Annotated in this window: 14 protein-coding genes; all 14 read right to left on the bottom strand. The window is 61.2% G+C overall.

The features are described 5' to 3' along the window. Window positions 1–2: 2 nt before the first annotated feature. Window positions 3–3,152 (bottom strand): phage tail protein, encoded by a 3,150-nt coding sequence (locus tag FHX60_RS01120; RefSeq protein ID WP_260163271.1) that lies wholly within the window; start codon window positions 3,150–3,152, stop codon window positions 3–5. A gap of 74 nt (window positions 3,153–3,226) precedes the next feature. Further along, a complete protein-coding gene (locus FHX60_RS01125) occupies window positions 3,227–3,640 on the bottom strand; it encodes a C40 family peptidase (protein WP_183282310.1) in 414 nt (137 codons plus the stop codon). Beyond that, window positions 3,637–4,728, bottom strand: a complete 1,092-nt coding sequence (locus FHX60_RS01130) for a phage/gene transfer agent baseplate hub protein (protein WP_183282311.1) — start codon at window positions 4,726–4,728, stop codon at window positions 3,637–3,639. Before FHX60_RS01130 ends, FHX60_RS01125 begins: the two co-directional genes overlap by 4 nt. Window positions 4,729–4,730: 2 nt before the next feature. After that, window positions 4,731–5,603, bottom strand: coding sequence for a DUF2460 domain-containing protein (locus FHX60_RS27625; protein ID WP_260163273.1), 873 nt, complete (start codon window positions 5,601–5,603; stop codon window positions 4,731–4,733). 2 nt (window positions 5,604–5,605) lie between these two features. After that, a complete protein-coding gene (locus tag FHX60_RS01140; protein WP_183282312.1) occupies window positions 5,606–8,371 on the bottom strand; it encodes a phage tail length tape measure family protein in 2,766 nt (921 codons plus the stop codon). 2 nt (window positions 8,372–8,373) lie between these two features. Then, entirely contained in the window at window positions 8,374–8,655 is a 282-nt protein-coding gene (locus tag FHX60_RS27630; protein ID WP_249221236.1) for a phage tail assembly protein T, read from the bottom strand. 50 nt (window positions 8,656–8,705) lie between these two features. Next, window positions 8,706–9,062, bottom strand: a complete 357-nt coding sequence (locus FHX60_RS01150) for a phage tail assembly chaperone (RefSeq protein ID WP_183282313.1) — start codon at window positions 9,060–9,062, stop codon at window positions 8,706–8,708. A gap of 13 nt (window positions 9,063–9,075) precedes the next feature. Continuing rightward, window positions 9,076–9,711, bottom strand: a complete 636-nt coding sequence (locus FHX60_RS01155; RefSeq protein WP_183282314.1) for a phage tail tube protein — start codon at window positions 9,709–9,711, stop codon at window positions 9,076–9,078. A 60-nt stretch (window positions 9,712–9,771) separates the two neighbouring features. After that, window positions 9,772–10,059, bottom strand: coding sequence for a DUF3168 domain-containing protein (locus tag FHX60_RS01160; protein WP_249221237.1), 288 nt, complete (start codon window positions 10,057–10,059; stop codon window positions 9,772–9,774). Window positions 10,060–10,087: 28 nt separating this feature from the next. Beyond that, window positions 10,088–10,684: an HK97-gp10 family putative phage morphogenesis protein gene (locus FHX60_RS01165; RefSeq protein WP_183282316.1), complete on the bottom strand. Its 597-nt coding sequence runs from the start codon at window positions 10,682–10,684 to the stop codon at window positions 10,088–10,090. Beyond that, on the bottom strand, window positions 10,677–11,030 hold the full coding sequence (locus FHX60_RS01170; protein ID WP_183282317.1) for a phage head closure protein: 354 nt from the start codon (window positions 11,028–11,030) through the stop codon (window positions 10,677–10,679). Before FHX60_RS01170 ends, FHX60_RS01165 begins: the two co-directional genes overlap by 8 nt. Continuing rightward, a complete protein-coding gene (locus tag FHX60_RS01175; RefSeq protein ID WP_183282318.1) occupies window positions 11,027–11,872 on the bottom strand; it encodes a head-tail connector protein in 846 nt (281 codons plus the stop codon). Before FHX60_RS01175 ends, FHX60_RS01170 begins: the two co-directional genes overlap by 4 nt. A 49-nt stretch (window positions 11,873–11,921) precedes the next feature. Further along, entirely contained in the window at window positions 11,922–12,356 is a 435-nt protein-coding gene (locus tag FHX60_RS01180; RefSeq protein WP_183282319.1) for a hypothetical protein, read from the bottom strand. A gap of 26 nt (window positions 12,357–12,382) precedes the next feature. Beyond that, the gene (locus FHX60_RS01185) at window positions 12,383–13,675 is read right to left on the bottom strand and encodes a phage major capsid protein (RefSeq protein WP_183282320.1); all 1,293 of its coding nucleotides are present in this window, start codon (window positions 13,673–13,675) and stop codon (window positions 12,383–12,385) included. Window positions 13,676–13,694 lie beyond the last annotated feature (19 nt).

Raw genomic sequence — 13,694 nt, forward strand, 5'->3', positions numbered from 1 at the left:
CATCACCTCACGATAGACGCCGTGGCGGCACGACCAACCACGCCTAAGTCACTGTTCTGGTAAATCGAAAAGCTGATGGTGTTGCCGGAGCTAAACCCATCGGCAGTGATGTTTGCTGCTGTGTACACGTAGGTTTGTGCAGCCGTCACGATGACGGTGCGTTTGACCGTTGAGCCGCTTTTAATCGTGAGCGTGTAGCTTTCTGTTTGCTGGTCGAGCGGCACATCAGTACCGTTGCGCCACGCTGCATTGACCCGAGCGCGTCGCGTCCAGAAGAGCGAAATGTCGGACGTACTTGCGTCTGAGCCTTTCAGCGCGCGGAACATGACAGGCCCGAGCGGCTGCACGCGCTCATTGACCGGCACTAGCGTTTGCTTCGGGCCGGGTTGCGTGCCGTTGATGTTCGCTAGCCGCGCCTCAAAGTAAAGCGTCGTGCCAAGGTCGCTCGAATTGATGCCGGCGGCTACGATCTTGCTCGGGTCAAGAAAGACGAATCGGTCGCCGTTGCCGTGCGTCGTCATCGCCCAGTCAGTACCCGCGACGCCGCGCACGAAGCCGCTGAGCTGGTAAGTGTTCGCAGCAGTGAGCGTCGCATTGCGGAAGAAGACAATCTCGTCGCCGATAACAGCGGCATTGGCGCCTGCAAGGAAGTTCGCATAAGTGACCGACGACAGCGAGCCAGACAGCACGCTAACTGTGACCGTGCTCAGCTCGTCGGGCTGGTTGCCGCCGGTGAAGTTCGGCAGCACGCCTAACACTGTCCCAATCACCGACGCCTGCGATATCGCGACAAGGTCGGTAAAGCTCAAGCCGTCGCGAGAGATTTCGACAATGCACCCCGGCCACGAGTCGGCGTAACCGCAAGCGCCCAGGTACAGGCCCGGCGTGGCGTCTTGATCGCGCAGCGGCGGCACGTCGAGCACAGCGAGCGCTGTAGCGCCGGCGTATGCGATGGGTTGCGGCGTGAAGCCTGCCGGCGGCGCGCCGACCGCGGTTGATGTGTAGACCGCCGGCAGCTCCGACACAGCGCCCCATTTCAAGACGCCTTGACCGTCATAGCTGACCGAAGTCAGGCGCACGGTATAGCTGACGCCGTCGCCTTCGAGCGTTACAACGTCGTTCGGCTCGTACTTGAGATAGGAAAGCGGCGTCTGGAAAGTGAATTGCTCGCGCGCGAGCCACGTCGCCCACAGCAGCGATTGCGCCTTCTGCATGGCTTGATCGTCAGTGAGGACGACAGCCAGATTCGCCGCGCTCTCTTTGTTCGAAAGCGTCGTCGTGCGGAATGCTGTTTGCGTGCCGGGGTGGTAGTCCGAATGCGCGCCGATGTACGTCAGCGCGAGCGACTTCGGCAGGTCGATTTCTTGCAGACGGATGACCTCAATCGGCGTGATGTTGGTGTCGTCACCGATGGCAGTCGACGCGCCAAGGTCGGCATACGCGAACGTGCCGACAGCAGCGCCGCCGCGCTTCACGAACTTGAGTTTGCCGTCCGAGTCTGTAACGTCAAAGAAATACGCCGCCATGAGCGCGGCCAAGTTGTCGCGCGGTGTCGCGTTCGTCGTGATGGCGTAGCCGATAACACGGTCGGTCAATTGAGACACATCGTATTGCGACGGCGAAAGACCGGCACGAGCGCAGATATCCGCGACGACGGTCGACAGTGGCACCGAGGCGTCCGTTGTGGTCGCGTAGCCTAATTGCAGGTAGCTGAACGTGGCGCTAGAGTTCGCGCCGTAGCCGAACAAGATATAACCCGGCGATACGACTTGCATCATGCTCGGCGCAAACGGTAGACCGGTGACACCTTCGGCGAGTTTGGTTATCACGCCGGACACAGCATCAAAGACGTAAAGCCGACTGCCGCCGTACATGTAGATATGCCGGTCGTCCACGACATGCCCGCAGGAGCTACCGCCGGCCAGCTTTGAATCAAGCGTTGAGCCTGGCCATGTATTGACCAGCGCAAGAGTGTTCGCGTCAAACTGATAGATGCTGCCGCGCGTCGTTTCCGCGCTCACGTCGACCGCGTACAGATACGCCGACGTGACACCCAATAGCAGCACGCAATACGACGGATCGGTCGACGCGACGATTTGCCCTGTCTGCCCGGCGAGTGCGAAACCGTCTGAGTCCGTCGGCATGAGCGAGCATTTCACAATGCGCCAATCGGGGCCGGCAATTGCCGCCGTAGCGTAGAGCCAAACGCCGCTCTTAATGTAGTTCCGGCCTGTGCCTGCGACCCAACTCGGCAGACCAGCAGCGCCGAGCATGAGCGTGCCGTCTGGCCTGTACCAGCCCCATACGCCGTACACGGAGTCAGGGCAAAGCATGCCGGGTTCGTCGGCCCAGCCGCCAGCCTCAGCGACCCAATTCGGCGCGTTCGTCGGCGTGAGCCGTGCAGTGTAGGTAAATGGGTTCGTAAAGCTGCTGCCGTACGGCGTGAGCTGGCCGACGTAGAGGCCTGAGTAGTTCGTCCAATAGCCGAGGCTCATGAACGTTGCGCCCTGCGGCGTCAGGCCGCTTATCTGGCCCATGTCCTGCCCCGGCGTCTGCGTGTACGTCGACATGGTCACGCCGGTATATGTGGGCGCGACGTTCGTTATGACTTCAAACGAGAACGACGGTAGATAGCTGCCCCACGGTGACAGGTCGAGTTCATTAAAGACAACGTAGGCCATGCCGCGATGTGCCGGGACATTGCCGACGCCTAGCGCCGATTCCATCGTCGGGTCGGGCAATTGCGCTTCGTCGCCGTTGTAGACCTTGAAGTTCGACACCATCTGATTGCTGCCGCTGATGGCTTCGAAGTTCGACGGGTTCGAAATGTCGTAAATCAGTTTGCCGTTAGCCCAGATGCGACGCACGCCGGAAATTGGCCCTTCACATAGGCCGATGGCAAAGCTCATCGTTACTGTGCTTTGCTGCGGACCTTTGCCACCGGCGCCTTTGCCGCCTGATGTGTGCTGCGACGGCTGGCCCGCCCAAATCAAATTACCGCCGACACGAAACAGGCCATACACGCGCGGGATAAATTTCCCGTATGCGCTGTCTTGCAGGCGCAAATCATTGATGCGCGGCGCAGGCGTCTTCGGAGGAAAGACTACGCCGCCGATTGCAGCGCCGATCATAAAGCCGGCTTGAATCGCCATCGGGTTGCCATAGCTGACAACCCCGCCAATGACAGCGCCGACGACGCCTAGCGCGAGCTGCCCGACCTGACCCATTATTCAACCCCAGCGATGTGATAAGCGGCGGCAATCTGCGCGCGCCAACGCTCGTCTATGCGGTGCTCGATCACGCGCCGATTGATCGCGAACGCGTGAATAATCGTCTCTGGCCCGGTCACTATCGCGAGGTGGACCGGGCTGTTATTCCAGGCGAACAGCAGCACATCAGCGGGGCCAGCCTCCGCGACTGGTATCGGCTGCATCAGCCGATTGCAATGCTCACGCAACGAGACCCCATCGGGCCGGCGCTCATAGTTCGTAAAGTCGAAGTCGATCAAACCGAGCGCGCGCGCTGTTTCCAAGACGAGGCCGACGCAGTCGCACGCGAGACCCTTAAAGCGGCCTTGATGCTGCCACGGCGTGTGTAGCCATGTGCGGGCTTCGCCGACGAACTGGTCACGCGTAATCATTTGCTTTGCGGGCGCAGGATCGTGTCAAGGCCCGGTACATACGGCTCGCCGCGAAAGTTGACGACGTTGTTAAAGCGGTATTTGCATGTGCCGAAAGTGCGGTCGCAACCGGCAGTGATGGTGTAGGTATCGCCCGGCTCGACCGGGAACGGAAACGGCAGGGCGACAGTAACGAAGCCCGGCGCAAACGCCTTTACCTCTGCGCTATAGCCAGCGTTGTCGCCGCTGGTGAATGTCACCTTGCCGTATGCGAAGTAACCGATTGAATAGCTGTACGAGAGAAATAGCTGTTTCGTCGCGTCGCCACTATTGAACGTGTAGGTACCGTCGCCGGCCACGCTGTATTGCTTGCTGCCGGGCGAGCCTGCTACTTGCGTCCATGCCGAGCCTGCCGAGTCCTTTACGCTCAAGTTCGCAACGAATGCGCCGCCAGTCGGCGGCACGACTTTGATCGTGTACGGCGCCGTCGTGGGAATCGTGCGGCCTGTCGTGTCGGCAAAGTCGACAGTCGGCCCGGTCTGCGTCAGGCTCGGGTCGGTCCAGGTGTAAGCGTCCGTGACCGTGTCGACAGTGCCGCTAGCAGTCAGCGGCCCGAGGTCGACTTTGCAGCGTGCATCGCCGAGCGTTGCGCGACAGCTCGCGCCGTAGAGTTCGCCCGATGGCTGCTGCATCAGTTGCGAGAGCGACCGAATTTCAACGCGATACTGGCCGTTAAGCAGGGTCACTTGCCCCAAGACGCCCGACGCCAGCACGGCCTCACCCATGCTCAAATCAGCGTAATTGACGAGCGAGATAGAGACCGTGGCGTAATCCCACACGCCCGCCTCAAGGTCGACTTTCGTGACTGGGCTAAGCTCAAAGATCGAAGAGAGTTCAAGATTGCCGGTCGAAAGGTCCGAACTCGTTTCGACTTGCGAATGGGTATAGCCGCCTGTCGACGTGTACGTCAGACCGCCATAGGTCAAATCGCGGTCAAGATCGGTAAAGCCGAATATTTGACCATCCCGCCGCGTGACCTTCCATAGCGTGCAAATGGTCTGCACGTCGCCGGCAAGATGCGCGGCGAGCGGGGCAGATATCGAGCGCATGACTAAACCCGGATTTCGATAATCGGGACTGAACCCCAATCGACAAGCAATTCGCCATTGGAGCCGCTACGGTCCACGATTTGCTTTTTCATCTCGTCAATATCGAAGCGAACAGGCACGTCGAACTGGCCTGCCCACGTCAGCACGTCCGAGCTTTGCGGATAGAGCTTCGCCGCGCCACCGCTGCCAGTGTTGCCGGTAGTGTTCGCCGCGATGGTTATCTGATTCGTGCCGACCGCTGTGATTTGCCACAGCTTGCCGTTTAGCGTCGTGCCGAGCGTGCCGCTAACGCCGCTCACGCCGACATACTTGCCAACGGCTGCGCCAGTGAGAGCCGCACCGAAGCTAAGCACCGTCACTGCGCCAGGTGTAAAGCCGGTGATGTTCTGCGACGCGTCGGCGCCGAACGTCACTAGGCCGGTCGTGGTGTCTAGCGAATACTGGCCGGCGCCGCCGCCAGCAGTCACCGGCGCCGCATTGCGGAAGAGCTGCGCAGTGCCGACGACAGGCTTTGTGATGGTGCGTAGCTCACTGAGAGCGCCGCTAACGTACGCCTTGCTGAGCTGAAAGACGCCCGGCGTAACCGTTGACGCGATGACACCGTTTGCAGTCGTCACGCTGTAGTCAGTCCAGTCCTTGATGCGGAAGCCGTGCGCGCGACCCTTCACGACGCGGAAAAATGCGTCGATGGCGGCAGTGTCGGCGACGCTCATCAGGCGGCGGCCCACTTCGAAATGGCAGCGTGGCTGCGTCCATGCGATAGCGCGCGATTCCCGGCCCGAATGCACCGGCGTAACGACCGTCATGTAAGCCGGGCCAACGGTCGCGCCGAACGCGATGTTGTCGGGGAAACGTGGGGATTCAAGGAAAGCCATGCTTAGGTGTTCCTCGCTTGCGCAATCGTCGCGTGACGCATGATTGCTGCTGCCTGCTGCTGCGCGCTTTGCCGCGTCGTGCCCGGCGGTACGTTGATATGCATGTTAAAAATCGACTGACGGCCACCGCCGCCGCCGGCCTGCATCGGTACGACGGTGCCGCCTTGCTGGCCTGCAATCAGAAACGTGCGGTTCGCGACGTTCAGCAGCTCGGGACCGTTCTCCGCGACCTCGTAGAAGTGGCCGGGCCGAACGTCGCCACCATCAGCCATACCGCCGCCCCACATCTTCGAAATGAACGAGACAGCCGTACCTATCCATGAGTCGGCGCCGTCTGCGCCCTTCGTCTGGAATAGCTGTTTCGCAAAGGCGTTCGCGGCAAGCTGCGTAAGCGTGCGCGTGATGCTGCCAGCAAAGTCGTTCACGGCGTCCTTGAGCGACTTCGTGTGATTCACCATGTCGGTAAGCATCGTCGCGAAGCCGCCCGAGAATGCTTCGCTGAGCTTGGTAGAGAGCACGTCCGCGCTGGCTTCGAGCTGCTTAACCTGTATGTCGAACTGCTGCGCGAATTGCAGCATCTTCGGGTCGCCCGACTGCATCGCTATTTCGGTCATCTTGTCAGCGATGGCGCCTAGCTCGCGCGCTGCGTTCTGGCGTGCAACGCTCGTACGCGCTAGCGCTTCCATCTCGTTCATTGCGCCCGTTTGCGCGCGTACGTTGTAGCCGTCTTGCGCGATGTTCAGGCGGTCGATTACCTGCTGCGCAAGTGCCTTCTGTTCGTTTAGCTCGCCCTGCGCGATGGTGAGCTGCCGAGCCCGGTCGATATCGGCGGCGGTCTTGTCGTCGCCGCGTAGAAACGCCTGTTGCGACAACCTGGCATGGGTGCGGTCAAACGTGGCGGCGGCGTTCTCGCCAAGACGGCCTTGCAGCTTCGCGAGTTCGCTATTCAGCTTCTCGACTTCAATCCGATAGGCTTCGGTGTCGCGCGCCTGTTGCGGCGTCAGCTCGTTGAGCTTTGACAGGCTTTCCGCGATAGCGCGGTTCATCTTGTCCTCAAGCTCTTTCGCCTTGGTGGTGGCATCAATGCGCGTCTTCGCGTCGCCGGCACGCTGCGCGTACTGCTGCGTGAGCGCTATCTCTTGCTCATAGTTCGCGCGCACTTTGGCGATGTGCTCTTCAATCGCATTGCGCTGGCCTTGGTAGTAGTCCGCCGAAGAAATCATGTCGGCGCGGTAGTGATTCGCTAGCATGCGCTCGCGCTGCTTGAGCAAATCGTCTTCGCGCTTAATGGCGTCTTCAATAGGGCGAAGCTGCGCGTCCAGACTCGCCTTGCTGATGCCGGCGGCCTTCGTGTCCTTGAAGCGGTCATTGATGCTCGCGACCGCTTTGTCATACGCGCCGCCAGAGAACTTGAAGCCCGTTTCCTCGCTGCCCGTGACCTTGACGCCTTTGAGCATTGGCGAGTTGGGATTAGCAACCGCAAGCGCGGTGAAATCCTGCTGTAGCTTCGTTATTTCCTTCTGCTTGGCGTACGACTTGTCATACTGCACGCGCAGTTTTTCAAGATCGTCCGTGGCTCTAATCGCTGCCGACTGCTGCCGCGCGATTGACGCCTGCCGCGATGCTTGCGAGTTCTCTAGCCGCTGCATTTCGCGCAGATTCGCTAGCTCTTGCTCGTTCTCGCGCGTCCAGACGGTTGCATTAGTGCCGGCAGTGTCAAAGCGGCGCTGTGCTGCCGCACGCTGGCGCTCTAGCGCTTCGATTCGGTCGCCTGTTGTCTCGGGTCGACCGATGGCTTTCATCGCCTCCCAGGTGCCGCTAATCGCTGCCTTGACCCCGAGCCACATACGTTCGATCACGCCGAGCTTTTCTTTCGACACGTCGGCGAAGCGGTTATGCAGCGCTTCAAGGTTGACCATCAGCGCCTGCTCAGTGCGCCCGGCGTCTTCAAGCGCCTTGATGCGGTCGTACGTCGCCGCAGTCATGTAGTGCATGCTGCGGTTATGCTCTGCCGCCCACTTGGCGACACCATCCGTCATCTTTGCGTAGTCCTTCGCTACGTCTTCGACCTTCTCGCCGCTGACGCGGGCATAGGCGATGATGCCTTCGGCGGCGGCGCTCATCTGCTGCCGTGTAAAGGCGCCGGTCGAAACCAGCGCCTGTATTGCCTCACGCGACGCGCCGACTGTTGTCTGCGTGGACTCGGCGACACGCTTTGACATGTCGTTCATTGAGTCCGCAGTCATGCCGGCATAGTTGCCGGTGAGCAGGAGCGCTTTCCCGAAAGATTCGGCCTCTTGGTGGCCTTTGTACATAGCGAACGCGAGACCGCCGAGCGCACCGATTGCGAGATTGACGGGCGTCAGCAGCGCGGCAATGTAACCGCCCACGGCTTTGATTGCCGGCCCGATGCCGCCGAACATGTCTTTCAGTTGCCCGCCTTGCTGCGTCAGCACCAACAGCGGGTTCTGCCCGCCGGCAAGCTGCGTGACTATGTCGGTCATCTGCGCCGGCACCATGCGCATAGCGTTTGCTGCTTGCGCCGCCGACACGCCGACACGCCCGAAAGCCACTTCGGCATTGCGCATGCGGTCGGCAAACTGCGAAGCGTTCGCCGCGCCGCCAGCTTCGACTGCGCGCGAGATTTGCGCAATCTGTGACTCAATGCGCTTGACCCGGTTGGCGACGACGCTCTCAGCCGCGCCCATGTCGGTATCAAGGCGCGCGACGTTCGCCTGCAGCTCAATGATGAGGGAACCGAGGGACATAGCTAGACCTTTCGCCCGAAGACGGCAGTAAGAATCAGCGCGGATTGCTTTTGCGGGTCGTCAAGCAAGACCGGTTTGTCGGGTTCACGCGGTAGGAACGGCATGAAGTGCGACGGCTGGTAAGGCTCTGGCAGCGCCACGGAACCATGATTCGCAGCAGCAGACGCGATGATGCCGGCGCGCAAATCGGCGCGGCCCTCGCCGAACGGGTCGATGCGGTCGAACGCCATCCACTCGGCAAGTTCGGCGCTGTCGATTACGGCGAGCAATTGCCTTACGGTCATGCCGAGTGCGAGCGCGAGACGAAAATAGAAACGCCGCTCGGGGCGGCGCTCTAGTTTTTTTGCGCTTCCTCTACGCTGTCATTGCCGAGGCCGTTGATGCGCTGCGCGACCTTGAACAAGCGTTCCAGGGCAGCGGCGCTCTTTGCGGCCAGCGCTGCAATCTCCGCTTCGCTGGTGAAGAGTGGTTCGCCGCTCTCATCGACCAGCGTCGCCGCGACGAGCTTCGCGCGCATGTTGGTGAGGTCTGCGACGCGCTGCCCGTTCTTAAAGCCGACCATACTCGCCTCGTACGCGTCGCGCGCTGTCCCGCTCATCATCCGAATGACGACCGAGCCGCCCCACTCGGGAACGTCGACGGTTTCGGTTTTGATATCGTCGGCGGCGAGGATTTGCTCTTTGCTCAGCATGGAACGCACCCCTTTACGCGTAGGTCACAGGACCGGTGATGATGATATTCACGCTCGCCGAAACGATCTTGTCGACGCCGCCATCCCACGGGAACGTTTCAACGAAGCCCGAGAACGTCGCCGTCTTGCCGTTCGGCAGGGTGAGCTTGTAATTGGCGAGCGTGGCGGCGGCCTTGTACTCCTGCAACGCCACTTGGCCGGGGTCGGTCGCGTCGACGTCCACATCGAAGCCGAAAGAGCCGGGGTCAAAGAGGCCGATGCGGAACTCTTTCGCAGTGCTCGACAGGTTCGTCGCGTCGAGCTTCGCATTCTTGCCGTCGAAGCCTTTGATGGTCTTGAAGTTGCCGATACCCAGCCATGCGACAGGCGTGGCCGTGCCGCCGCTCGTGTATGCGGCGCCGCCGGTCGTATCAACGTCGACGGCGAAAGTGTTCGTCGTCTTGTTCTTAACGACGAGCTGCAAGCCGTTGAGCGCGGTCGTGCCGCCGATGCCGGCCAGCGTCACCACATCGCCGTTATTGAAGCCGTGCGCGGCAGAAGTGATGATGGTCGGATTGCCAAGCGCAATGCCGGTAATGTTCTTGGCAGCGCCGTTGCCGCTCGACACTTGAAGCGTCGAGCCTTGCGAGGAAATAGCGGTGGTTGGCATTTCGCTTTGCTCCAAAAAAAACGGCCCGCACTAGGCGGGCCAAGGGGGGCGGGGTGATGCTTAGTAGTGCCAGACTGAGTAATCGAGCACGACGCGATAGAGCATTACGTCTGGCTCGTATTCGTCGTTTTCGAGGTTGAGCACGTTCTGTACGGCCCATGCATGCATGAGCGCGCGAACGCTTCCAGCGAGGGCGACAGCCTGTGCATAGGTGTTCGCCCACACGTCAATCTGGAAGCGGGTATTTGCAATCGGCGGCGTGCCATTGCCGGCGAGGGTGTTCTCGACGGTCTCGGCGACGCGCTGATAGACCAGGTACGGCGGCGCGGCATTCTGCGCGGCGGTCATCGGAAAGATGCCGCCAGACGCGACGCCGCTAAGCAGCGTGGTTAGCTGTTCCTGTATCGACGGCATAGGTAATGCCCAGCTTTTGCGCCTCGCGCGGGATGCGCTCGCGTAGGTATTGCTCGATAGCCTGAATCGCTGCGTTTTTCTTCGCTTCGAAAGCAGGCCGCATGAACGGCTGCGCCGGGATAAAGCGGCCCGGCGGCGCTGCGTACTTCGCGCGATGCGCCTTGCGTGTGCCAGTAGTGCGCGGCGGTACGTACCAGTGCCCGAACTCGACCCATTTCGCGTAATAGGCGTCAAGGTTCATGACGCGCTTACCGCGCTGCTTTGCGCGCTGGTCTTTGCCTTGGCGAACACCGACCAGCACCGTTTGCACGATGGAGCTAGAGCGCTCGGGCGCATGCGTCTGATAGATGGCACGCTTTAACCGTCCGGGGTCGACACGCTCGTCAGGTGGCCCGTACTTTCCGGGTTGATACACCGGGGCGCGCAACGCTGCCTCTTTGCGAATGACAGCCGCGCCTGCATTCACAGCGCCGCGCAAGATGTTCCTTGCGATGTTCTGCGGCAGCGCGTTTAGCGCGTCGTTCAGCTCTCGCAGACCTTTAACGTACTGGTCAGCCATCGTTCATGCCCTCCGCCGCCAACAGCTCAATGGTGCGATTGGCTTCGTCAAGGTTCATTGACGCTTGAATATTGAAAGTGCGAGCGCCGTAGACAACGCGATACGCAGCGACGACGCGCGGGTCGGCGAAGATCGCGTCGTAACGCACAGTGATGCGGTGAGACACTTCCGTCGACACCGACATAGCCGCGATGCGCTCATTACCGGCCAGCGGCTCGACGTACGCATAGACTTTTTTTACGTCAGTCCAGGTCGTGACCTGTTGCCCGAACCCATCTTGCGATGTGCCGCGCTGCTGAATCGTGATGAGGCGATTCAACGTGCCTGCCCGTATGCGCGCCGTCATGGCAGTGAAATCCGGTAGGGGTCCAGCAGGCCATCAATGAACGGCAATTCCTTGATGCCGCCGCGAGTCAGAAACGCGACTTCCTCGCGGTTCTCGTACAGCGAGCCGAGCCGAATCAAAATCCAGTTACGCAGACCTTCGGGCACGACGCCGACAAAGTTCGCGCCGCTGCCGTTGTCGGTGAAGACGACCGGCGCCCCTTCAAGGTCGGTCAGCGTGTAGACGCCTGCCATCGCTGACCCGATGAGGTAGTTCGTTTGCGCTTGCAACCCGGCAGGCAGTGCGCCGCCAGAGTTGTAGAACTGCACGACGGCGCCGACCGGATAAGAGGCAGGGCCGCTAATCCTGAACGTGCCAGACGAGGCCGCTACGACGCTCACAGGCGACGCATAGCCCGCGTTATAGGTCACGCGTACTGCGCCGCTCTCCGGGCGCGCTACGGGCCAGATTTCGCCAAAGCGCGGCGTGATGATGCCCGGCAGCATGGCGTTCTGTACTGTGTAGACACTCGCGTCGAGCGTTTGGAGCTCGCCGGCCATGTCGAGGTATTCGACTTTGACCACGTCGACCACAGGCGCGCGCGGCAGAACGATTGCGCTCGGCGGGATAGACACGACGCCACAAGCCGGCGCCGCACCTGGAACGGGAAAGCGGTCAATGATGTACTGATAGCGCGCGTGTACGAGCTGCTGCCGCGTCTTCTGTTCTGCTGCCTGACGAGCGCCGGCAAGCATGCTGCGGATAATCGCGTCTTGGCCGTCGTCAGTAACCCGCAGGTGTAGCTTTGCATCCGACAGATGGATCGGCTCGCCTGCCGGCGCTTGCACAAGGATTTCGGGCATACAAAAAAGCCGGGGCTTTTGGCCCCGGCTCTCTCTGCTGGCGCTTGCGTTAGACGATCTGCGCGACGCTGGCTGCCGCGCTCGGCGGACCCTGACGCGCGCCGACACCCAGCAGCACGCCAGCAGTGAGCGACGCCGCGGTCCCCACAGTCACCGACAGGCGAACATGAGTGAAGCCGTTGTTAACGTCAAGGTCTTCGGGCATGAAGTTGATAACCGCTTGGCGGTTGTTACCGCCAGCAGCTACAAGCTGCGTGACCGACTTGCCGGTAATGTCCTTCGCGCCGGTGCCCGAACTGTCCTTCGCTTGCTGGATTTTCGCGTCGACAGTGGCGCCCGAACCGAAAGCGCCAATGGCGACGACGGCCATATACGCGTGGAAGTCATCGGCAGAGACCCATGCGGTAGTGGCCGCGCCCGCGCCCTGCGAGGAAGGATCAATCGCCGCGACGACTGCTTGAGTCTCGGTAGGTTTCGTAAACATGGCTGGTTTCTCCCAAATGAATCGGATTAGCGGGCGCCGAGCTGGATGAACGGCGAAAGCGTATTGCTACCCTTCGCCTGCGCAATCGCTGCCGAAATCTTCGGCTGACCGTCAACGCGGAACGTTGCGCGGAAAGCGGTTGCGTCGGCGTCGAAGTAGAGATGCATCGACGTTGCCATCTGGATGCCGCCGGCCTTCGTGAGAGTCCGGTAGTAGCTCATATCTACCAGCGCGATATCGCCCTGCGAGCTGAACGCAGCGGCGTGCTGGCTCACAGCGATGGGGCGCCCCATGAGCGTGCCGTACGGCGAGCCTTGAGCGCCGGCAGACACCGGCAGATAGATCGGGTAGTTGCCGAGCGTCAGACCGAACAGCGCCGGCAGCGCGTCGGGCGTGATGAGCCACAGCGATTTCGGGAAGCTACCAGGGGGAAGGCGGGCGATCATCTTCGTGATGTTCGCGAGCTGCACCGTCGACGCTGCCTGACCGGATTCCTTCGCCACGACCACAGCGGCAGAACCCGAGAACGCGCCTTGCGGCTGACCAGCGCCGGTGCCGAACAGAAGCGATTCGTTCGTCTTCCAGCGGATCGAGCGCGCCATCAAGCCGGGCAGGTACGACTGCAACGCGCTGGTGTCTTCCAGCAGCTCGTCAGTAACCGGAACCAGTGCCATGAGCTTATGCAGCCGCATGCTATCGACACCGAATTTCGGCTTCGTCGCAGTCGCGACCGACGCTTCGGCTTGCCAGTAGGCTTGCACGCCGTCAGTGCCCCACGGCGTCGACTCGTCCTTCGGGAAGGTCATCCCGTTGCCGCGAACATTGACATTGTCGGTCAGCGGCAGAAGGGCATCGTCTTCGAGCGACAGCGTAAAGATGGTGCTGGCGAACTCGGGCGGGATGAGATAGCCGCCATCGGCGCCGCTCGCTTCGTTCGCATAGGTGCCCGGCGCCGCCGCGCCAATCAGCAGACGGCGGTCTGGAATGCTGCCGCCGCGCGAGGCGGCGCGCACCACACTAGCGAACTCGCCGAAGCTCTGAAAGCCCCGGCGCGGGTCTTGCTCGATGTTCTCTTCGACGGTCACGCGTGCGTCATCAGCCGCCGGGATGACGGCAACGCTGCGTTCGGCTTCGATAAGCGATTCCTCGCGGGAAATCTGCGCGCTGAGGCTGTCGATTTGCGCGCGCAGCTCGTCGTATTGCTTCGCTTCCTCTTCGTTGAGGTCGCGCTCTTCGGCGGCTGCGGCGTCAACCAGCTTGCGAGCTTCGGCGACAGCCTGTGCCTTGCGTTGCAGCAGGGCGCGGAGTTTCTTATTCATGATGCTGGCTCCAGAAATG

The sequence above is a fragment of the Cupriavidus alkaliphilus genome, from assembly GCF_014191175.1.
Classification (GTDB): Bacteria; Pseudomonadota; Gammaproteobacteria; order Burkholderiales; family Burkholderiaceae; genus Cupriavidus; species Cupriavidus alkaliphilus.

Excerpts from the sequence above, each read along its gene's own strand:
- FHX60_RS01120 (WP_260163271.1), bottom strand. The coding sequence starts at position 3,152 with ATGGCGATTCAAGCCGGCTTTATGATCGGCGCTGCAATCGGCGGCGTA.
- FHX60_RS01125 (WP_183282310.1), bottom strand. The coding sequence starts at position 3,640 with ATGATTACGCGTGACCAGTTCGTCGGCGAAGCCCGCACATGGCTACAC.
- FHX60_RS01130 (WP_183282311.1), bottom strand. The coding sequence starts at position 4,728 with ATGCGCTCGATATCTGCCCCGCTCGCCGCGCATCTTGCCGGCGACGTG.
- FHX60_RS27625 (WP_260163273.1), bottom strand. The coding sequence starts at position 5,603 with ATGGCTTTCCTTGAATCCCCACGTTTCCCCGACAACATCGCGTTCGGC.
- FHX60_RS01140 (WP_183282312.1), bottom strand. The coding sequence starts at position 8,371 with ATGTCCCTCGGTTCCCTCATCATTGAGCTGCAGGCGAACGTCGCGCGC.
- FHX60_RS27630 (WP_249221236.1), bottom strand. The coding sequence starts at position 8,655 with ATGACCGTAAGGCAATTGCTCGCCGTAATCGACAGCGCCGAACTTGCC.
- FHX60_RS01150 (WP_183282313.1), bottom strand. The coding sequence starts at position 9,062 with ATGCTGAGCAAAGAGCAAATCCTCGCCGCCGACGATATCAAAACCGAA.
- FHX60_RS01155 (WP_183282314.1), bottom strand. The coding sequence starts at position 9,711 with ATGCCAACCACCGCTATTTCCTCGCAAGGCTCGACGCTTCAAGTGTCG.
- FHX60_RS01160 (WP_249221237.1), bottom strand. The coding sequence starts at position 10,059 with ATGACCGCCGCGCAGAATGCCGCGCCGCCGTACCTGGTCTATCAGCGC.
- FHX60_RS01165 (WP_183282316.1), bottom strand. The coding sequence starts at position 10,684 with ATGGCTGACCAGTACGTTAAAGGTCTGCGAGAGCTGAACGACGCGCTA.
- FHX60_RS01170 (WP_183282317.1), bottom strand. The coding sequence starts at position 11,030 with ATGACGGCGCGCATACGGGCAGGCACGTTGAATCGCCTCATCACGATT.
- FHX60_RS01175 (WP_183282318.1), bottom strand. The coding sequence starts at position 11,872 with ATGCCCGAAATCCTTGTGCAAGCGCCGGCAGGCGAGCCGATCCATCTG.
- FHX60_RS01180 (WP_183282319.1), bottom strand. The coding sequence starts at position 12,356 with ATGTTTACGAAACCTACCGAGACTCAAGCAGTCGTCGCGGCGATTGAT.
- FHX60_RS01185 (WP_183282320.1), bottom strand. The coding sequence starts at position 13,675 with ATGAATAAGAAACTCCGCGCCCTGCTGCAACGCAAGGCACAGGCTGTC.